Genomic DNA, 17432 nt, shown 5'->3' on the forward strand with positions numbered 1-17432 from the left:
CTGATATTTTTTCATATGTAAATGGCCTTTTTTTAGATGCTTTTAGATATCAAAAAAACATATTACAAGTGAAAAACCCATGCCGCATTGCCCTGTAACTTGTTGTATTGATTCTGTTTTCACTGATTTTTTACTATCTGTATTTTCCTAGATCTCATTTTTTGCAGTGACTCATATTTTTCGTGAAAAAGATGTGGAAAATAGCGTCAACTCAATTGTTCAGTGATTCAGCTAAACAAGAGAGTGCCTTAGTTGAATGATGATGAAAATACTATAACTAGGTTATAACTAGGAGTGATGATGAAAAGTTGGAAACTTAAAGCAGTCGCAAGTGTGCTGTTTTGTTTCGGCGCTGTTGGTGCTGTAAATGCCGCTGGTGGCAAGTACAATAGCGTTCCTGAAATGGGTGAGTCTGCTAAGAATGCAATCGCAAACTATGCTGGTACAGAAGAAAGAACAGGTGTTAAATCACTGCACGATTATATTGTTCAAGAAGATGAGTTATTTGATTTCTTATTTCAAAACCATCCAATGTTCAAGTATCAAGAAGAAGGCAACTTAATTGGTGATTACCATATTAGTGACCGTGGTGAGGAATATTTAGATACTGGCGGAAGCCAGGCATACAGCAAGCGTGTGGGTCGCCCAAGCGCGGTTCAGTACCGTCTAGGTGCTAAATCAACGCTAGACTTTCCAAACAACTTCGTAGGTCCAGAGAAGTGTGGTGAGTGTCACGCAACTCAGTTCGAGAAATGGCAACGTTCGCGTCACGCAAACGTAGTTCGTTTCCCAAGCGAAATTACCGATAAAGAAGTACCAAACGGTGACCTAAACGCCAAGCTATACGGTAGTGACGCATCAATGCTACCAGATGGTATTCGCGCTAACGACGTATACGCAATCATCGGTACTCCACGTACTAAGTATGGTTTCCTAGACTCATGGCTAGTTCGTGGTACTTACCACGTGCGTGACGGTTTGTTATCTGAAGGTACTGGTAAGATGGTTGCCGGTGCTAACCAGTTCTCTCGTGGTTGGGCTGAATGGCTAACTCCAGAGATGGCGAAGAAGATTAACAAGGCAATCCCTGAGTTCCCAGTGACGCTAGAAGAGTTTGGCGGTACAGGTTCTCACCAGTGGGGTATGACTTCATACGGTGCTAAGTACGAGAAAGAGATGCTATTCCAACCTGGTAGCTCTTACTGTGAAATGTGTCATACCTACAAGTTTGACTTCCAAAACAAGCAAGAGTTCTTCGATGCGCTTGGCGATGCTAAGAAGCTTCAAGAGCACACTATCTCTAAGGGTATCTCTTGTGAAGAGTGTCATGGCGCGGGCGGTCACTTAGATGGCGGTACTGGCGGCATGCAGTCTAACTGTGAACGTTGTCACCAGCGCTTCTTCTTCGTTGATGAGCTAGCTGACACAGAACAGGCACAAGAGAAGATGGAATACGCGTTCGGCGTATACATGAAGTCTGCTTGTCCATCTTGTGGTACTGAAGGTTCGCAAATGTTTGCTTCTTCTCATTACGAGAAAGGTATGCGTTGTACGACTTGTCACGATCCACACGAAGTGACTGATGGCGACTTCCTATCTGGTTTCTCAAAGCCAATGCTGAAGAAAGACTGTGTTGACTGTCACGAAGCGCAAGCAATGATCGCTGAAAACACAGACACACATAGCAACCAAACATGTCAAAGCTGTCACATGCCTAACATGGGTAGCTGTGAAAACTTCGCTGCGATTCAGTTCCCAGACAGCGCTGGTTTCGATGCCGTACGTCGTTCACACATGTGGAAGATCGATATCGACCCAGAGCGTAAGACTCTGAACCCACCTGCAGGTCAGCCACGTGATTCAGGCGTTAAAGGCTGGACTGTTGCTAAGAACGAAGAAGGTCACAACTACTTAGACTTAATGTGGTCATGTGCTCGTACAGCAATTTCTGACAAAGACGTAGTGGATAACAAGGGTTGTCACAGCCCATTCCAGTCTGAGCTAGAAACTGGCCTACATTACGACGACCAGCTAGAGATCTACGGCGAAGTGATGAAGATGCAAACTCCTGTTAAGGATGTTTACGCAAAAGTTGAACAAGCTCTTGAGCGCATCGATACGCTACTAGAAGTGACTAAGCTGTCTACTGCAGACAAGACTGAAGTCCTAATGCTAGCTGAGAAAGCGCAAGAAACTATCGACCTAATCAAGAAAGATGGTTCATGGGGTGTTCATGGCTTCCGTTACAGCCAGAAGCGTCTAGACGCAGCCCTAACTTATGTTACCCAAGCTCAGAACATTCTAGATGGTGTTGGTTACAGCGCTAAAAAGATGTAATTGAGTTAATACCTGCCTCAACCTAGGCACGCTTAGGTTGAGGTAACTAAGAGAGAAACTATGAATAGAGTACTGGGAAGTGTCATTTTCACCGTCTTTTTATCAATGCTATCAACCAGCAGTTATGCCGGCGGTGGCCAAGAGATGGGCCCTGCTAAATATTATGATGAGCCGCTAAATACGATCACCATGATGGAAGCAGAAACCTTAGTGGGCAAAGAGGGAGTCTACTTCTTCGATGTCAACACATTGGAATTATGGGCAGAAGGATTCATTCCAGGCGCTGTTTATTTCAACGTAAAAAATTGGAAAGACTTGCTGCCTAAAAACAAAGATGCACTCATGGTTTTCTACTGTGCAAACCGTCTTTGTAATGCCAGTGAAATTGCTGCTCGACACGTGATGAAGCTAGGGTATACCCAAGTTCGTCAGATGCCTGATGGGATCTATGGATGGCGTTTAGCTAATCGAGTAACAGAAAAGCCATAACGGATTATGTAAATTTATTTTTTAGTGAGATTGATTGTATGAAAAAGCTTAAAAAGAGTGTATTGGCCGTTGTGTCTTGTCTAACCATGTCAGTATCGGTGTCGTGTTTTGCTAATAGTGACCTGACAACTGACGTTGAAAAGGAGTCGTACAGTATTGGTGCTTCATTTGGTCATCATATTTCTAGTCAGATTTATGGCCAAACTCAGCTAGGCGCTGAAGTGAATATGGATGTGCTGGTTGGTGGTTTACTCGATGCTTTAAAGGACGAAACTAAAATGTCTAAAGAAGATATCGTCACTTACCTAAACCAACGTGCTGAAACGCTTAATGCGGCTAAGCAAGTCAAGTTAGATGCACTGACAGCTAAAAACTTAGCTGCAGGTGAAGCTTTCATGGCTGAAAACCGCAAAAACAGTGATGTTAAGCAAACCGAATCGGGTCTGCAATATGAAGTGTTAACTATGGGTGAAGGCAAAATGCCACAAGGCAATGATGTTGTCACCGTGCACTACAAAGGCAGCTTGATTGATGGCACTGAGTTTGACAGCACTTATGAGCGTAACGAACCTAACCGTTTCTCATTAGTTACCGTTATTGAAGGCTGGCAAGAAGGTCTTGCTTTAATGCCTGAAGGGTCAAAGTTTAAGTTAACTATTCCGTCTGCACTTGCCTACGGTGACCGTGTTGTTGGCATGATTCAACCGCATTCGACTTTGGTATTCGAAGTGGAATTGGTCAAGGTTGAAGAGCCTGGTGAGAACTCTCACGGCATGGGCCTAAGTGGCATGGGTATGGGCGGTATGATGGGCGGCATGATGGGCGCCAATCCACACAAATAAATTTGATATTAATTATTGATATAGAGTCAAAATGAATACCTTGCTTATAAGTATCTCTGTTGTTTTGTTATGTTCGTCAGTGTTTCTTTTTTGCCATCATTTTAAATATGGCACCAAGATCCAAGACTTACAGAATGAGGTTGGAGACTGTTTTGGCTCTAATAATTGCATCGCGCCATACGATGTGAATACAAACAATAATTACCCTTTTGGATTCATTAATTTATTTCTAATTAGTATTTCTGTTCTCCTTTATTTGACACTTGGTCGATATCAAGATTTGGACTCAGCCATGGCTGACTACAATGTCGATTATCTGCTGGTTGCCGATATCAATAAGGGACAGAAACTTGCCGAAAAGAATCCTGATGATCCACTAGTGTTATTAGGTTTAGCCCAGTCGTATATAGACGGTGGCTTATATAAAGATGCGATCGAAACCTTAGATCAATTGTTGGTGATTAACAGCGAGAACACTGAAGCCTTAGGGTTAAAAGCATCATCCATGTACTACCGAGATGGTCGGGTAATCAGCATGGACACTTCTTTAGTGATAGCGAGGGCGCTAACTCTGCATCACGAAGAGCTCAATACCCGCTTACTCATTGCCAATGATGCTTATCTCAATGGTAACTATCAGAAGGCGATAGATAACTGGAATATTGTCTTAACCAATAAGGTTCAAGTGTTTAATCCCGATGCGATTAACTTTGCAATTGAAAAGTCTAAGCAAAAATTAGCACAAGTTGATTTCGACTAGCTCATTAATGCCTAAACAAACGCTAGCAAAATATTAAATTAAAAAAATAACGTGTCGGTTTAATACCGATATTCGGAGGATGCTGTGAGTGAAAATCTAGAGAGACGGAGGTTCCTTAAAGGTCTAGGAGCCAGCTCTTTGATATTGGCACCGCTAGGGTGTAGCTCGGTCAAAGACAAGGAAGATACCAACAAGCCGCACTATGTAATGGTTTTCGACCAAAACAAATGTGTTGGCTGTGGTGAGTGTAAGGAAGCCTGTAATAAGGCTAACCACTTACCAGAAGGTAAATCTCGTCTGTTAATGGAAGAGCAATCAAGCGCCGTTGAAGGTCAACCTTGTCCACACTGCGGTAAAACAACTGACTGTGGTTGTCAGCGTAAGTTTGTGCGTGTTTCATGTCAGCAATGTAAGAATGCTCCTTGCGTAACAGTTTGCCCAACCGGCGCTGCACATCGCGATGAGAAGACGGGCATTGTGACCATGGATGCGGCGAAATGTGCGGGTTGTAAGTACTGTATCGGTGCTTGCCCTTACGATGCACGTTTCATCAACAAAGAAACTGACGTAGCTGATAACTGCGACTTCTGCCTAAACAGCAAGCTTGTCATTGGTGAGTTGCCAGCTTGTGTGCAGCAGTGCCGTTACGATGCGCTGATCTTTGGTGATGCAAACGATCCAACTTCATATGTGAGTAAGCTATTAGCAGTTAAGGACTCGGTACGTATTAAGCCGGGCTTCGGTACTGAGCCTAGCCTGCGTTACATCCCTATTGTGAAGCTAGGAGTATAGTCATGGACGGTAATATTGAATTTACAATGGGCCTTTCACAAGGCATCGCATGGCCTTGGCCGATTGCGGTTTACCTGTTCTTTGCTGGTATCTCTGGTGGTGCATTAGCGGTTGCGCTGTTTATTCGTTTCTATAAAAATCAAACTGAAAACACGCCTTTCCTAAAGGCGGCGTCTTTAGTTTCATTAGTGACGATTTCGCTAGGTATGTTGTGTCTGGTTATAGACTTGACTAACCCGCTGTTCTTCTGGCGAATCTTGGTGTTCTACAACCTAAACTCTGTAATGTCTGTGGGTGTTCTTGTCCTAAATGCATACATTCCTTTGGTAGCGTTGGTGACACTGTTCGCGTTTGAGGAAGAGATTAAAGCATGTAAGCCACTGCATTTCTTGTTGCCAATTATCGACAAGTTACGCGGTATTCGTGCGCCATCTGAAAAGCTAGTACTAGTACTTGCTATGTCAGTGTGTGCCTATACTGGCTTCTTGATCTCAGCCTTGATCCGCTTCCCAATTATCAATACCTCGGTATTGCCTGCGTTATTTGTTGCGTCAGGTCTTTCTGCTGGTGCCGCTGCTGCAAAAATGGTTGCAGTATCAGTATTTAAAGAAGATCTACACGGCCAAGACATGCACACATTACATGCCATTGAGTGGCCAGTAATGGCAGCCGAAGCCCTGTTCCTATTCATGATCGTCATGTCTTTAGCAACGGGTAATGCTGGTGCACAGAGTGCGTTCGCTGCCTTCCATAGCGGCGTATGGGCTAATGTGTTCTGGGTTGGTGTTGTGGGTATCGGTTTTGTTGGTCCACTACTGCTTAACTTCGCCACAGGTAAAGCGTTTAGCCACTCGGCTAAAGCATTTTTCATGTCTGGTATGTGTGCGGTAGTCGGCATGATGTGTCTGCGTTTATTCATCATTTACGCGGGTCAGTTAAATGCCATCTAGTCGGAGTTATCGATAACGCGTTAACGCCCCTAGGTTAACGCCGTTGTCGGTTAATCTGATATGTAAAAAGTAGTGAGTCTGGGCTGACTCCTCCCCAAGTCGTTTAGGTATCGCCTTAACGATGGAGTGATCAAAGACTCAATACTGATTAATGCTAGTAAGTTTAAATTGTGGTGGTGTTGAAGCATGCGGTCTTTAAGGGCTTTTCCCTATGGGCGCTTAGTGAACAATTGGCTTTAGCACCACCCTGCTGAATTTCGCTAGCTGTGAGTAAGCTGGCCCTTCAATGTCGCCCCTGCAAGGCTATTGAAGGGCTAGCCTGAAAGCACAGTGGTCCTTGGAGAGAAAATGAAAAAGCTAATCTGTTTGTTATTCCTTTTACCCTTATTTAGTGCATGTAGCGACAGCAATGCCGATGCAAAGCAATACACGGCCGAGGCCATTCACGAGCATGACCGTTGCCACCTGTGCGGCATGATGATCACCAAGTATCCAGGGCCTAAGGGACAAGTTCACCTTAAAGGGCAGACTGTCGTACCTAAGTTCTGCTCTACTCGCGACATGTTTAACTTCGCACTGCAGCCTGAAAATAAACGTCAAATTGAAGCGCTATTTGTCCATGACGTCGGTGCGACTGATTGGGAACATCCTAAAGACGAGGCCTTCACCGAGGCAACCCAAGCTTGGTATGTCTACGGCACCATTAAAAAAGCCGTGATGGGACCCGCTGTAGCAAGCTTTAAGAGTCAAGATGATGCGGTTAAGTTTGCCGAGGAGTTTGGCGGCGCCGTTCTACCTTATGAAAAGATTGATATTGCCCTGTTAGCCGGCGAATAGCAGTAAGTGAATGGTTACTTGCCATGGTTAGTTACTAAAGTATGAAGAAACTCATGATTAATCTTGGCTCAGAGCGAGTGCGTAACAGTTTGAGTAAGGCAGCGAAGCAGGTCTGCCTTAGCACTTGTCTATGCCTGTTTGTTAGCCCGCTTGCTATCGCGGCGACCTACTCGGTGTCGAACGCCGAAGACCTTAAGCTGCAACTTAAAAACGTTAAAGCAGGCGACACCGTTATTTTAAAGACCGGTGAATATTCAGGCCATTTTGCGATCCATCAGGCCATCACCTTAACGGGTGACGTAGGCGCGATTATCGATGCTGGCGGTAAAGGGAGTGCCATTAGTGTGTTTGCTTCCGATGTCACCCTCTCCAACTTACAAGTTCAAAACTGGGGCGGCGATCTCTATGAACTCGACTCTGGTATCTGGGTACAAGAGAACGCTGACCGGGTACGTATCGAGTCGAGCCGCCTTAGTGGTGATGGCTTTGGGATCTATTCGGAAAACAGCAAGCATATTACCGTGGCGAATAATGTCATCACCGGCAACCCAGCATTGTATAAGCTAGACAGGGGCGATGGCGTATATCTCAAAGGGGTCGACGCCCCTGTGGTGCACGACAACAAAATTTCCCATGTTAGGGATGGCGTCTATCTGGAAACTAGCACCAACAGTCTAGTGTTCGACAACCGCTTCCACTCTGCACAGTATGGAATTCACTACATGTACACCAAGCACGATGAAGGCTATGGCAACCAAGTGGATAACGTCGATGGTGGCTATGCCATCATGAGCTCAGAGTTTGTCAATCTGTATCAAAATCAAGCCTCCAATACCTTAGATTTTGGCGTCCTGCTTAATATCAGTAACCACTGCATCGTAAGCAACAACCGTCTGTCGCTGGGCCATAATCCCGAAGGCACCGCAGAGCTAGGTAACGAGGGCAAAGGGATTTTTATCTACGGCGCTCGTGATAACGAAGTGAGTCATAACCTGTTCTCAACCAGTGATATCGGTATCTACATGGCGATGGGCGGAGAGAAGAATAAGGTATACGGCAATCAGTTTATTAATAACAAGACCCAGGTCAAATACGTGGGCGACTCACTCTTAGAGTGGAGCCATCAAGGTCGTGGCAACTACTGGAGCGGCCATATGGGGTGGGATGCAAACCATGATGGCATCGCCGATAAACCTTATCGACCTAACGATAACCTCGATAAACTTTTTTGGCTCTATCCTGAGGCGCGCTTCTTGATGAACAGCCCGGTTGTTGCGCTGCTGCGTTGGGTGCAAGGCCAGTTTGAATTCGGCCCCGCTACTGGGATTGTCGATAGTTTCCCTCTGCTCAGTATAGACAGTAAAAGTAGTACAAGCAGTATAGCTAGCACCGATAGGGGGCCGTTCTGATGAGTGTAGCCATTCCACAATTCGGGGTTAATCATAACAGCAGGACTGAGAACACTATGTCAGAACTCGCAATTCAGCTAACCGATGTTAGCCTTAGCTATCAAGGCTTTACCGCGCTCGACTGTGTCAGTTTCGATGTCGCGGCAGGTCAAACTATGGCTCTGCTGGGTCACAATGGTGCCGGTAAGTCTAGCCTGATTAAAATCATCTTAGGTTTGATCCCGCCAACATCCGGCTCGGTACAAATATTGGGGCAAAATGCCCAGTTAAGCCAAGCCCGCAATAGCGTGTGTCTAGGTTATCTGCCTGAAGATGCCAGCTTCTATGACAAGCTGACGGGATATGAAGTCTTACGCTATTTTGCGGCGCTAAAAGGGGTAACCCAGCGCCGTGTTGAGTCACTTATCGAAGAGTTTGGCCTCGAATATGCCCAGCATCGACAGCTAAAAACTTATTCTAAAGGGATGAAACAGCGACTAGGGGTGGCGCAGGCTATTTTGTCTGAACCTAAGGTGCTGCTGCTCGATGAACCTACCGTGGGACTCGATCCTCAGGCATCACAGTTCCTCTACGGCAAGATCAATCAGCTTAAGCTGGCGGGCTGCGCCGTGGTGATCTCAACCCATGAGCTATCTCTGGTTGAGTCACATCTAGACAGAGCCTTGATCATGGCTAAAGGCAAGCGCGTGGCCTTAGGCTCCTGCGCCGAGCTAAGAAGTGCCAGCACGCTAAAGACCTGCATCGATTTCAGTGAACTTAGCGAGCGAGTGAAGACCAATGCCTATCTGCAACAGTTCTACCAAGATGGCTTGTTGCAGATCGCAGCCTCGCAAAAGAGCGAAATAGTTCAGCATCTCGTTTCTCAATGCCAAATATTTGATTTTGATATTAAGGAACCAAGGCTCGAAGATATTTACCACGATTTAATGGGGCAGGCGTTATGCTCCTCGGTTGAGCAGTTATAGAATGCAGATGAATAGACTTAAATCCCCGATTTTGATTATCGCCCATAAAGAGATCTGCGATAGCTCTCGTAATCGCTGGCTTAGCTTTATGGGGAGTATATTTTTACTGCTCTCTTTGAGCGTTAGCTTCGCTGGTAGTGCAGTGACAGGTAGCCTGTATCTTCCAGAGCTTGATAGTCTAATGAGCAGCCTCTCCACCATCTCGGTCTTTATTATTCCGTTGGCGGCGATTTTGCTGTGCTACGACAGTTTTGTCGGCGAGGAGGAAGCGGGAACCCTATTGTTACTGCTCTCATATCCGCTGACGCGATCACAGATTATCTTTGGTAAGCTACTTGGCCACATCACTGTGATGTTGACTGCGACAGGCTTAGCCTTTGGACTGACAGCAGCGCTGCTGTTACTCGTGGGAGAGCAGTACAATGGCGCCGAATTAGTGGCGGCGTTTGCGCAGTTCCTGCTTAGCAGTAATTTGCTAGCACTGACCTTTATTTTGTTGAGCTACATCGTCAGCTTAAAATGCACCGAGAAAGCCAAGGCGATCGGTTGTTTATTGCTGCTGTGGTTTCTGTTTGTGCTGATCTATGATCTGCTACTGTTGACCCTATTGGTCTCAGATTTCTCTTTCGCCAACCAATTCCTGATTAATGTTCTGATCGCCATGAGTCCAACGGATCTCTATCGTGCGATAAACTTAGTGGCGATAGAGGGTGAGGGCGCGACAGGCAGCTTAGCGATGATAGCGACGACAGATTGGGGCTTACCGGCCATGTATGGCTTGTTTTTGTTGTGGATCGTCTCTTTGACGCTTATCTCACATCGAATTTTTAAGCGTAAACCCCTTTAATTTAAACGAGATGAACTCGTTAAAAGACCAAAAATTATCTACAACTAAATGAGTAATATCACTAAATTCTAAATCTGTGAACACTGGCGGTGATTGGCCGCACAGTGGCGACTGTTTTGAGTCAATAATCACATTCTACTTAAGCACTTAGTTGTAGAATTCACGGATTCAGAAACCAGTTGCGCATAATAAGTAGTCGAGGTTAGTTGTGTTAAAAATCACTCCTTATTTGGAGTTAGATACTGAAGCTCACCAGTTAGTTGATCATGTGAGTGGCAAGAAGGTTATTTTAACCTTCTCCGAGTCAGCCGTGCTGCATCGCCTTCTGCTTTCTTCTAAGCCTGTTTGCTCCAAAGAGGAGCTGCTTAGTGCTGGGTGGCCCGATCGCGTCGTTGCTGTGACTTCACTAACTCAATGCATTAGCACCTTGCGTAAGAAGCTGGATCCTTACCGTGAGGTACAGCTTAAAACCATCGCCCGCCGTGGCTATCAGTTACACATCTCGACTCAATCTCATGTGAAAATGTTAGCGGTCAACGATGCTGAATCGATGCGCGCCGCTATTTTCGATGTTTCACTGTTAGTTAAAATTTCCGGTATCGTTATCGCCTTAATGTTGTTAGTACTTGCTTGGTATTTCAGTGATTACCATAAAGCAACACAGAATCTAGCGCGTTGGAGTAGCGATGAGCAATTTGAGTTGCAGGTCGGTGGTCTAAAGGGCAGCGCGCAGCTGCTTTTTAAGGACGATGCACAGCATCTACACCCCTTTATGTGGGAGAAACACCTGCTTCCTGATACCAGTTTCTTGAGTTGTCATGAAGATTTCAATGCCTTTGTCGCGACAGATGGCGAAAATTATTCGATGGCAATCTGCCCGGGTAATGATAAAGAACAGTGTGCGGGTAAGGGGTTAATTAACCTAACCTCGGTAGATTCAGAGCCCGCAGAGCTTAATCTACAAGAGTTTGTCGACCTCTCTAGTGCCATGGAGCAACGCATTCGCTACAACCGAGTGATGTTGCCCGAAAGCACCGACACCAGTGGTGCACTGCTTGAGCATAACTACCAAGCCGATGTTTATTTCCCGGTGAAAGATGAGCTGCTGATCCGCGCCGATATTAATATGTCGTTGATTTATGACTCGTCAGATACCGGCGAGTTTCACTCATCGAGCTGTATCACCGACCAAGACTGCTTAACTACGCCGATTAAGTACAAGATCCGCGGTAAGTTTAAGCAATATTCTGGCATGATCGATGGTCTCAAGGCGGATATTTTCCAGGTGAAAGTTGAGCAGAAGGATTTGATTAAGCCTGATAAGCTCAATGACTCGGCGGTTCGTTTTTATCGCGATTTGAGAAAGCGCGATATTAAGGATGAAGAGGTGTATTACATCCGAATTCATCAGGATCACAAAACGGCGGTTTGGATCATTCCGCTGTTTGGCCAAGTGACGGCTTGGTACCATTATGAGAGATTCGATATCTAGGCTCATATCGAGCTGAGCTTATTGGGTTTGGCTTGTCGATTTAGTTCTGAGTATCACTTTTAAAGCCCACGGTTATGTGGGCTTTTTTGTGCCCGTAACGTGGGCACGTTGCTTTGTGGTTTGAGTTATTAAGGCTGTGCCTGACTTGTGCTTTACAGCGAAAGGCAATCAAACTGAGTTTGATTGCTTAAATACAAGTTGTTAGACAAAGTCTAATAGGAAGAAACAATTAATGATTAACGAAGAGTATTACGTTTGGACTGAAGACTGTCAGTTTGGCTTACTCGATGCAGCCAATGAATTTACTGAAACGGTTGGAAATAAAAGAGAGCTAGTGTCAGTAGATGAGACTTTAGCGTACAAGCTGACAACTAAAGGTGACAGTGAACTCGTACCTGATGTTTACTACTCGCCTAAGTATTTGCTGAGTGAAAAACTGTGCGCTTTACTGCGTTCGTTTGATTTACAGTATGTGCAATTTATTGCTGCCAATATTGAAAACATACCTGAAAAATTTTACCTGTTAAAAGTCATCAACTTTGTTTCCTTGATCGATGAAAAGTCAAAAGTGACTATTAGAAGAGGCAGCATAAAAAACGTTGATAGGTTTTTATTATCAAGCGAGCTGGCCAATATCGAGCTAAGCCAAAGGTTGATATTTAAAGTCGGTCACAGCCCTGTAACTGTGGTACACAAATCAATTGTAGATACCCTAGCGACACAGAATATACAGGGGGTGCATTTTGTTCCTGTGACTGCTTGGAGCACTTGGTCGGGCACCAGATAAACGCAAAATCCTAGTCTTTCTCGTGCATTTCAAGCATTCAGGGTTCCTGCTTATCAGATGGCGAATATTAGCTGATGAATGTTTTATAAATGGCTGAGGCAAGTACCAAAACATGTCCACTTTGTCTTGGGCAGAGAGAAACAAGGAGGATGAGGTCTAGCGGTCCTCCTTGCCAAGATCAGCGATTAAAGTGCAAGATAACTAGAATCTATTGGTAAATGTCAGGACTAAATTTTGGCTATCGTAGCTGGCAAGAAACTCAGTATTATCAAGCTCTGTCTCTGAGTAGCTATATTTAAAGCCCATTTCCCAAGCTTCATTGAAGTCATACTTAACGCCAGCCTCAGCTAATAGGTAGGTATCACCCTCCCAGCCTTGATACTGCACATTGGTAATTGCCGAGAACCCGTCAGTGAGTCGCCATGACAATTTTGCAGTAGCTGCTGGCATCGCGCGCCAATGATCTTCGCTAGCATATTGACCACCGTTTTCATCCAGATCAACATCCAGTTCAACCATGTGTAAATATAAACCTAGGCCCACATCTAGCTTAACCGCATCACTCATCTGCAAGCCTTTGTAGATATTACCGCCTAACATCCAATGTCTAAATGCAGTTAGCACCTCACTGCCTGCTCGAAAGGTCTGATCATCGAGCGTAAAGTCCTGGGCAACTGTGCCGCGACGACGTGTTTCTGACGGCAAAAACTCTAGCTCCATAAGGTTGCCGCCACTGAGTTGGTATTGATAGTTAACATAAGAGAAAGGTTGATATTCATCGATAAGTTCGTCTCGGGTTAGGTACTCTGTCGCACCTGCTTGAGCAGAACTGTCAGCAATGTTGGTTCCAATACCAAGTTCCAACTTATGCTTAAGATCGACTATTTTTTTTGCTTTAGACTTTTGCTGAGTTTTGAGCACTTCATCAGTTACCGTTACGCCAACCGCAAAACCGTCTGCGGTTGGCTGGGCACTAAAATAAACCCCGTCTACCCGATACGGTGATACAAACATCTGGTTCATCAAAAAAGCTGTCGATGCGCCAGCAACCACATCGCCCGCGTAATGGCGATTACCATGAATACGACTCGCGCCAACAAAGGTTGCTGCAGCGTAAGCGGGGACGCCCCACTTGGCGCCATAGCGAGTTTGTAAAAATGCGGCGCCAGAAAAAGCCGCAGCAGTGTGGCCTGAGGGAAATGAGTTCCAGCTACTTTCATTAGGGCGGCTGCGTCCAACTACTTGCTTTACGCCGTGTACAATAACTTGAGTACTTAATGTTGAGTAAGTTAACTGTTTAGCGCCTTCGAGGTCATCATGCATCCAAGCGGCAAAGAACCCCGTGGCAGGGATGAGAATTTGCAACATGTCGCCGGCTTCAACAACTGAATCATTAACAGACTCGTTAATATTATTACTCGCCCATGCTGGCGTGGTCATGGCCATCATTATTGCGGCTATTATTTTATTCTTATTCATAATTCATCCTTTTAATCGCCTTGCACTTAGTTCGGGTACTGTTACGCATTGTTACATATACCACTATTTGGGTATATGTTTGCGCAACAAAAGTGTGCTGACGGTAACGGATGTTGCTTCATTTGTTATGAGATAGGTAATCATTACAGTCCATTAGAAAACTGGGGGGCAAAGTAAGGTGGTTGAATGCAACGCTTTTAGATTGATATAGACAGAGCTAGAGCACCCCGTAAAGATTACTGAATACATCAAGTTCTCCATCGGCATTAATTCTTAGCCGCAGTCTAACTTCAAGACTTTGCTCGGGCGCTGCTGGATGCATTAGCAATAGGCGTCGCTTAATTGTAAGTTTGCTGTATAAAATGTAAGCGAATAACCTCATTTCCCTAAATTAGCCCTCCCAATTTGCGTTCCATTTTGTTGATAAATAATGGTGTGACATACATCACGTAATCATGTCTGTGGTCAACTTTAGTTAACTGGGGTGAGCTGTTTTTTATTAATTCAGTAACCCTAAGCCTTTCCAATAGTCACTTTTTAAGTATTAAATAGCTCGCTAAATTGATGTTAAAGGTGATGCTTATCATATAAGTTGCTGGTTTATAGATGTTTGTAGCATATCCGGCTTAATCTTTTCGAGTTTAGGTCAATAAACTCGACCTCATGGTCTGGGTCACATTTTTTAACTTAGTAAAAGGTAAAATGCACAGTGAAGTAAACAAAACTTAACTGAAATCCGTACTTCCATCCGTTCACCAATAGAAAAATAACTTAAGTGAACTAGGTTTGGATGGTGGGTAACGGATTCAACGTTCCTGAGCGCCCAGAGTGATAGCAATCGACTTAGGCAAGGACACTAAAGGAAAAATAAAATGAATATCACCAACAAAGACGTTGTTTTAGGATGGACTGCTGCTATTGCAGTTGCCGTGATCTGGGGCGTAACAGGGGTCGTCTCTAAGCCACTATCTATGGCGGTCGATCCTATGACATTAGTATTTTTCCGCTATGTTACCGCTGTGATCGGCCTATCGATTATTTTCTTCTTTACCTCTCGCAGTAAAACCCTAAGTAAAGACCTTGGTGGTTCACTGAGCATCGACAAAAAAGATATCGTTAAAATCGCCCTTTGCGGCATCATTGGTCAAGGTGCCTTCTCACTGTTTAACTTCTTGTCATTGTCACATATTGGTGCAACCGAAAACGGCGTAATTCAAGGCATGCAGCCGTTCGCTACCGTATTCTTTGGTATGCTGTTTATGAACTTCCGCATGAACAAAATCCAGTGGGGTGCCTTTATTGCTTCGGCTCTATGTATCTACGCCATGAGTGTCGGCCCAACTAACAGCATTGAAGGTGGCACGCCGCTACTAGGCTATGTGTTTGTAACTTGCTCTATGTTGTCACTTGCATGGACTGCCCACCTACGTGCTAGCTTGGCAGACAAATACGGCTCAGTCGTGTCTATGTTGTACCAGTATATCTCTGTTGCGGTAACGGGATTCTTCGTGGTGATGGCAATGGGTCTAGACTTAAGCCAAATCTTTATCATCCTAGATAGCCCACTATTACTTGGTCTGCTAATTTTCTTAGGTACAGGTATCTCTGGTGGTAGCTACTTAATTCAGCTGTACTCTTTCAAGCGTATCGGTGTTGAAAAAGCGACTATGGCGCTAAACCTAATGCCACTTGTTGGTTATGTTGTGGCGGTACTAACATTAGGCGAGCAGATGGAGCTAAGCAAAACCATTATCGTATCCTTGATTGTGGTAGCTCTGTACGTATTCACTAAGTGTGAAACCAAAGCCGAAAACAAGGCTGATACTAGCAACGAAACAGATAATGACGCCCAGGTGTTGAAGACACAAAAAGCCTAACGTTAACTCCCCTTATTATCACCCTAATCCCCCGCAGGCTAACCACCGCGGGGGATTTTTTTGTGTTCATGAAAATAGAGCCGCAATAGACAAGAGACAAGAACAATAGACACCCGCGTTAATGGCATGTTTTGATGCCTCTTACCTAGCTTTTGTTATTGCAGAATCTAACAGAGGTATTTGTGGTTGATGTCGCAGCCTGTTTGGTGACGAGTGAACATCAGCATGTGGAACTTACTATTGCCCTTGAAATCGCTAATATCTGGCCAGGCAGGGAGTCAATTCACGCGAAGGTAGCTAAAACACCGGGGAGGTCAGACTGCATCAGCACACAGCAACGAGTGAATGCAGCTCTTAAGGAGGTGCAGCCCACCAAGCAGTTGCTTTAAGTGGCAATGAAAAACAGTATCAACCAAAAGGGGTTTATCTTTCAGTTTAATTTATTCTAGTTAGCCATTAAATTTCTAGGCTGCGATGGAGCTTAACCTTTTGCAAAGTGGAAAATATTGGTTGGCTAAAATGGTGTAGCGATAGCCAACGGTTATTTTCCTACTAAGCATTTATTATACGTTTGATTTAGTAAACGCGGCCTTCACGATTGTAAAGCCGACTAAGCCTAAAATAGCACCTGTTGCTTTATCAATATAATAAGCTAGCTTAGAAAACTTGCTCCTGACTTTATCGCCAGACAAAAAAATCACAATTGCTGAATCCCATATAAACACGATGGAAGCCATCCAAATTCCCAGCATGATTTTAAATGTAAGGCTTACATCTTTAGTTAACACAACCGTAAATAAGCTTAAATAAAATAGAATGTTTTTTGGGTTTAAAATTGCAGACATAAAACCAACAATAAACTCCTTGAAAAAAGTGGTCTCATTATGAGCGCCACGATTAACTTGAGAAGACAAACCAGCGTAATCGCTTTTTTTTGCACGTAAGGCTTGAATTGCTAAATATATTAAAAACAATCCTCCTGCAATTTTTAGCCCTATCATAATATATACAGAACTTGCTAATAATGAACCTACGCCAATTAAGCACAATGCTATATATAATGCATTAGCAATTGATATGCCCAGCGCGACTCCTATGGCTTTTTTGCTTTCATTTTTAACGGCACTCTTTACAAGGATAACAAAATCAGGGCCAGGGCTAATTAATGCTAAAAAATGAGCAAAGGCAACAGTAGCAAAAATCCCTATCAAGCTTATGTCCATCTAAAGTGACTCCATAAAAAAAACACAAAAATTACAATATAAAGATTACAGTGTATTAGCGCTAACTTCGATAATAGTCTGTGGGGATTAGCGGTATCTCGCCTGGGTGAGTAGTCATTTATTTTTAATGATATTAGTAAGTTATCACTAAGGTTGTTTTTGAGCAATGCCTTTTGGATGGGGGCTATGAAAATTTAGATAATCGAGATTTTCGTCCCTCCTTAAGCGGTATGAATTGCTGTTAAATGCCATAATTTCAAACAGTTAGTGGTGGTTGGTACTGGTTGGTGGTGTGGCGCAACTTCATATCCCCACGATTTTTATTCGCATTTTATTGTGCACAGAG

The 17432-nt window shown here is 44.3% G+C and carries 16 protein-coding genes; 14 read left to right on the top strand and 2 right to left on the bottom strand.

What is annotated here, in order from left to right; genetic code table 11:
- Positions 1 to 300 precede the first annotated feature (300 nt).
- The 12 genes from JMA39_RS17300 to JMA39_RS17355 all read left to right on the top strand — a co-directional run bounded on the left by JMA39_RS17300 (position 301) and on the right by JMA39_RS17355 (position 12507).
- On the top strand, positions 301 to 2337 hold the full coding sequence (locus JMA39_RS17300) for a multiheme c-type cytochrome (protein ID WP_202723124.1): 2037 nt from the start codon (positions 301 to 303) through the stop codon (positions 2335 to 2337).
- Between the two features lie 60 nt (positions 2338 to 2397).
- Positions 2398 to 2826, top strand: a complete 429-nt coding sequence (locus JMA39_RS17305; protein WP_202723126.1) for a rhodanese-like domain-containing protein — start codon at positions 2398 to 2400, stop codon at positions 2824 to 2826.
- A 38-nt stretch (positions 2827 to 2864) separates the two neighbouring features.
- Positions 2865 to 3668, top strand: coding sequence for an FKBP-type peptidyl-prolyl cis-trans isomerase (locus JMA39_RS17310; RefSeq protein WP_202723128.1), 804 nt, complete (start codon positions 2865 to 2867; stop codon positions 3666 to 3668).
- A 292-nt stretch (positions 3669 to 3960) separates the two neighbouring features.
- Complete coding sequence (locus tag JMA39_RS21235; RefSeq protein ID WP_237732888.1) at positions 3961 to 4428, top strand: tetratricopeptide repeat protein; 468 nt, start codon at positions 3961 to 3963, stop codon at positions 4426 to 4428.
- Positions 4429 to 4512: 84 nt separating this feature from the next.
- A complete protein-coding gene (locus JMA39_RS17320; protein ID WP_202723131.1) occupies positions 4513 to 5220 on the top strand; it encodes a 4Fe-4S dicluster domain-containing protein in 708 nt (235 codons plus the stop codon).
- 2 nt (positions 5221 to 5222) lie between these two features.
- Positions 5223 to 6170: an NrfD/PsrC family molybdoenzyme membrane anchor subunit gene (nrfD, locus tag JMA39_RS17325; RefSeq protein WP_202723133.1), complete on the top strand. Its 948-nt coding sequence runs from the start codon at positions 5223 to 5225 to the stop codon at positions 6168 to 6170.
- Positions 6171 to 6518: 348 nt separating this feature from the next.
- The gene (locus JMA39_RS17330; RefSeq protein ID WP_202723134.1) at positions 6519 to 7007 is read left to right on the top strand and encodes a nitrous oxide reductase accessory protein NosL; all 489 of its coding nucleotides are present in this window, start codon (positions 6519 to 6521) and stop codon (positions 7005 to 7007) included.
- A gap of 41 nt (positions 7008 to 7048) precedes the next feature.
- The gene (nosD, locus tag JMA39_RS17335; protein WP_202723136.1) at positions 7049 to 8416 is read left to right on the top strand and encodes a nitrous oxide reductase family maturation protein NosD; all 1368 of its coding nucleotides are present in this window, start codon (positions 7049 to 7051) and stop codon (positions 8414 to 8416) included.
- A 56-nt stretch (positions 8417 to 8472) separates the two neighbouring features.
- Entirely contained in the window at positions 8473 to 9381 is a 909-nt protein-coding gene (locus JMA39_RS17340; RefSeq protein ID WP_202723137.1) for an ABC transporter ATP-binding protein, read from the top strand.
- 1 nt (position 9382) lies between these two features.
- Complete coding sequence (locus JMA39_RS17345; RefSeq protein WP_202723139.1) at positions 9383 to 10228, top strand: ABC transporter permease; 846 nt, start codon at positions 9383 to 9385, stop codon at positions 10226 to 10228.
- Between the two features lie 208 nt (positions 10229 to 10436).
- Complete coding sequence (locus JMA39_RS17350; protein ID WP_202723141.1) at positions 10437 to 11720, top strand: winged helix-turn-helix domain-containing protein; 1284 nt, start codon at positions 10437 to 10439, stop codon at positions 11718 to 11720.
- Positions 11721 to 11952: 232 nt separating this feature from the next.
- A complete protein-coding gene (locus JMA39_RS17355; RefSeq protein ID WP_202723143.1) occupies positions 11953 to 12507 on the top strand; it encodes a hypothetical protein in 555 nt (184 codons plus the stop codon).
- Between the two features lie 201 nt (positions 12508 to 12708).
- Here the strand turns inward: JMA39_RS17355 and JMA39_RS17360 are convergent, their stop codons facing one another.
- A complete protein-coding gene (locus JMA39_RS17360) occupies positions 12709 to 13986 on the bottom strand; it encodes a phosphatase PAP2 family protein (protein WP_202723144.1) in 1278 nt (425 codons plus the stop codon).
- Positions 13987 to 14858: 872 nt separating this feature from the next.
- Between JMA39_RS17360 and JMA39_RS17365 the strand changes: the two genes are divergently transcribed.
- Complete coding sequence (locus JMA39_RS17365) at positions 14859 to 15863, top strand: DMT family transporter (protein ID WP_202723145.1); 1005 nt, start codon at positions 14859 to 14861, stop codon at positions 15861 to 15863.
- A 158-nt stretch (positions 15864 to 16021) separates the two neighbouring features.
- Positions 16022 to 16252 carry a hypothetical protein gene (locus JMA39_RS17370; RefSeq protein WP_202723146.1) on the top strand — a complete coding sequence of 77 codons (231 nt, stop codon included), beginning with the start codon at positions 16022 to 16024 and terminating at the stop codon, positions 16250 to 16252.
- Positions 16253 to 16426: 174 nt separating this feature from the next.
- Here the strand turns inward: JMA39_RS17370 and JMA39_RS17375 are convergent, their stop codons facing one another.
- The gene (locus JMA39_RS17375) at positions 16427 to 17086 is read right to left on the bottom strand and encodes a LysE family translocator (RefSeq protein ID WP_202723147.1); all 660 of its coding nucleotides are present in this window, start codon (positions 17084 to 17086) and stop codon (positions 16427 to 16429) included.
- Positions 17087 to 17432 lie beyond the last annotated feature (346 nt).

It is taken from the genome of Shewanella schlegeliana (assembly GCF_016765635.1).
Taxonomy (GTDB): Bacteria; Pseudomonadota; Gammaproteobacteria; order Enterobacterales; family Shewanellaceae; genus Shewanella; species Shewanella schlegeliana.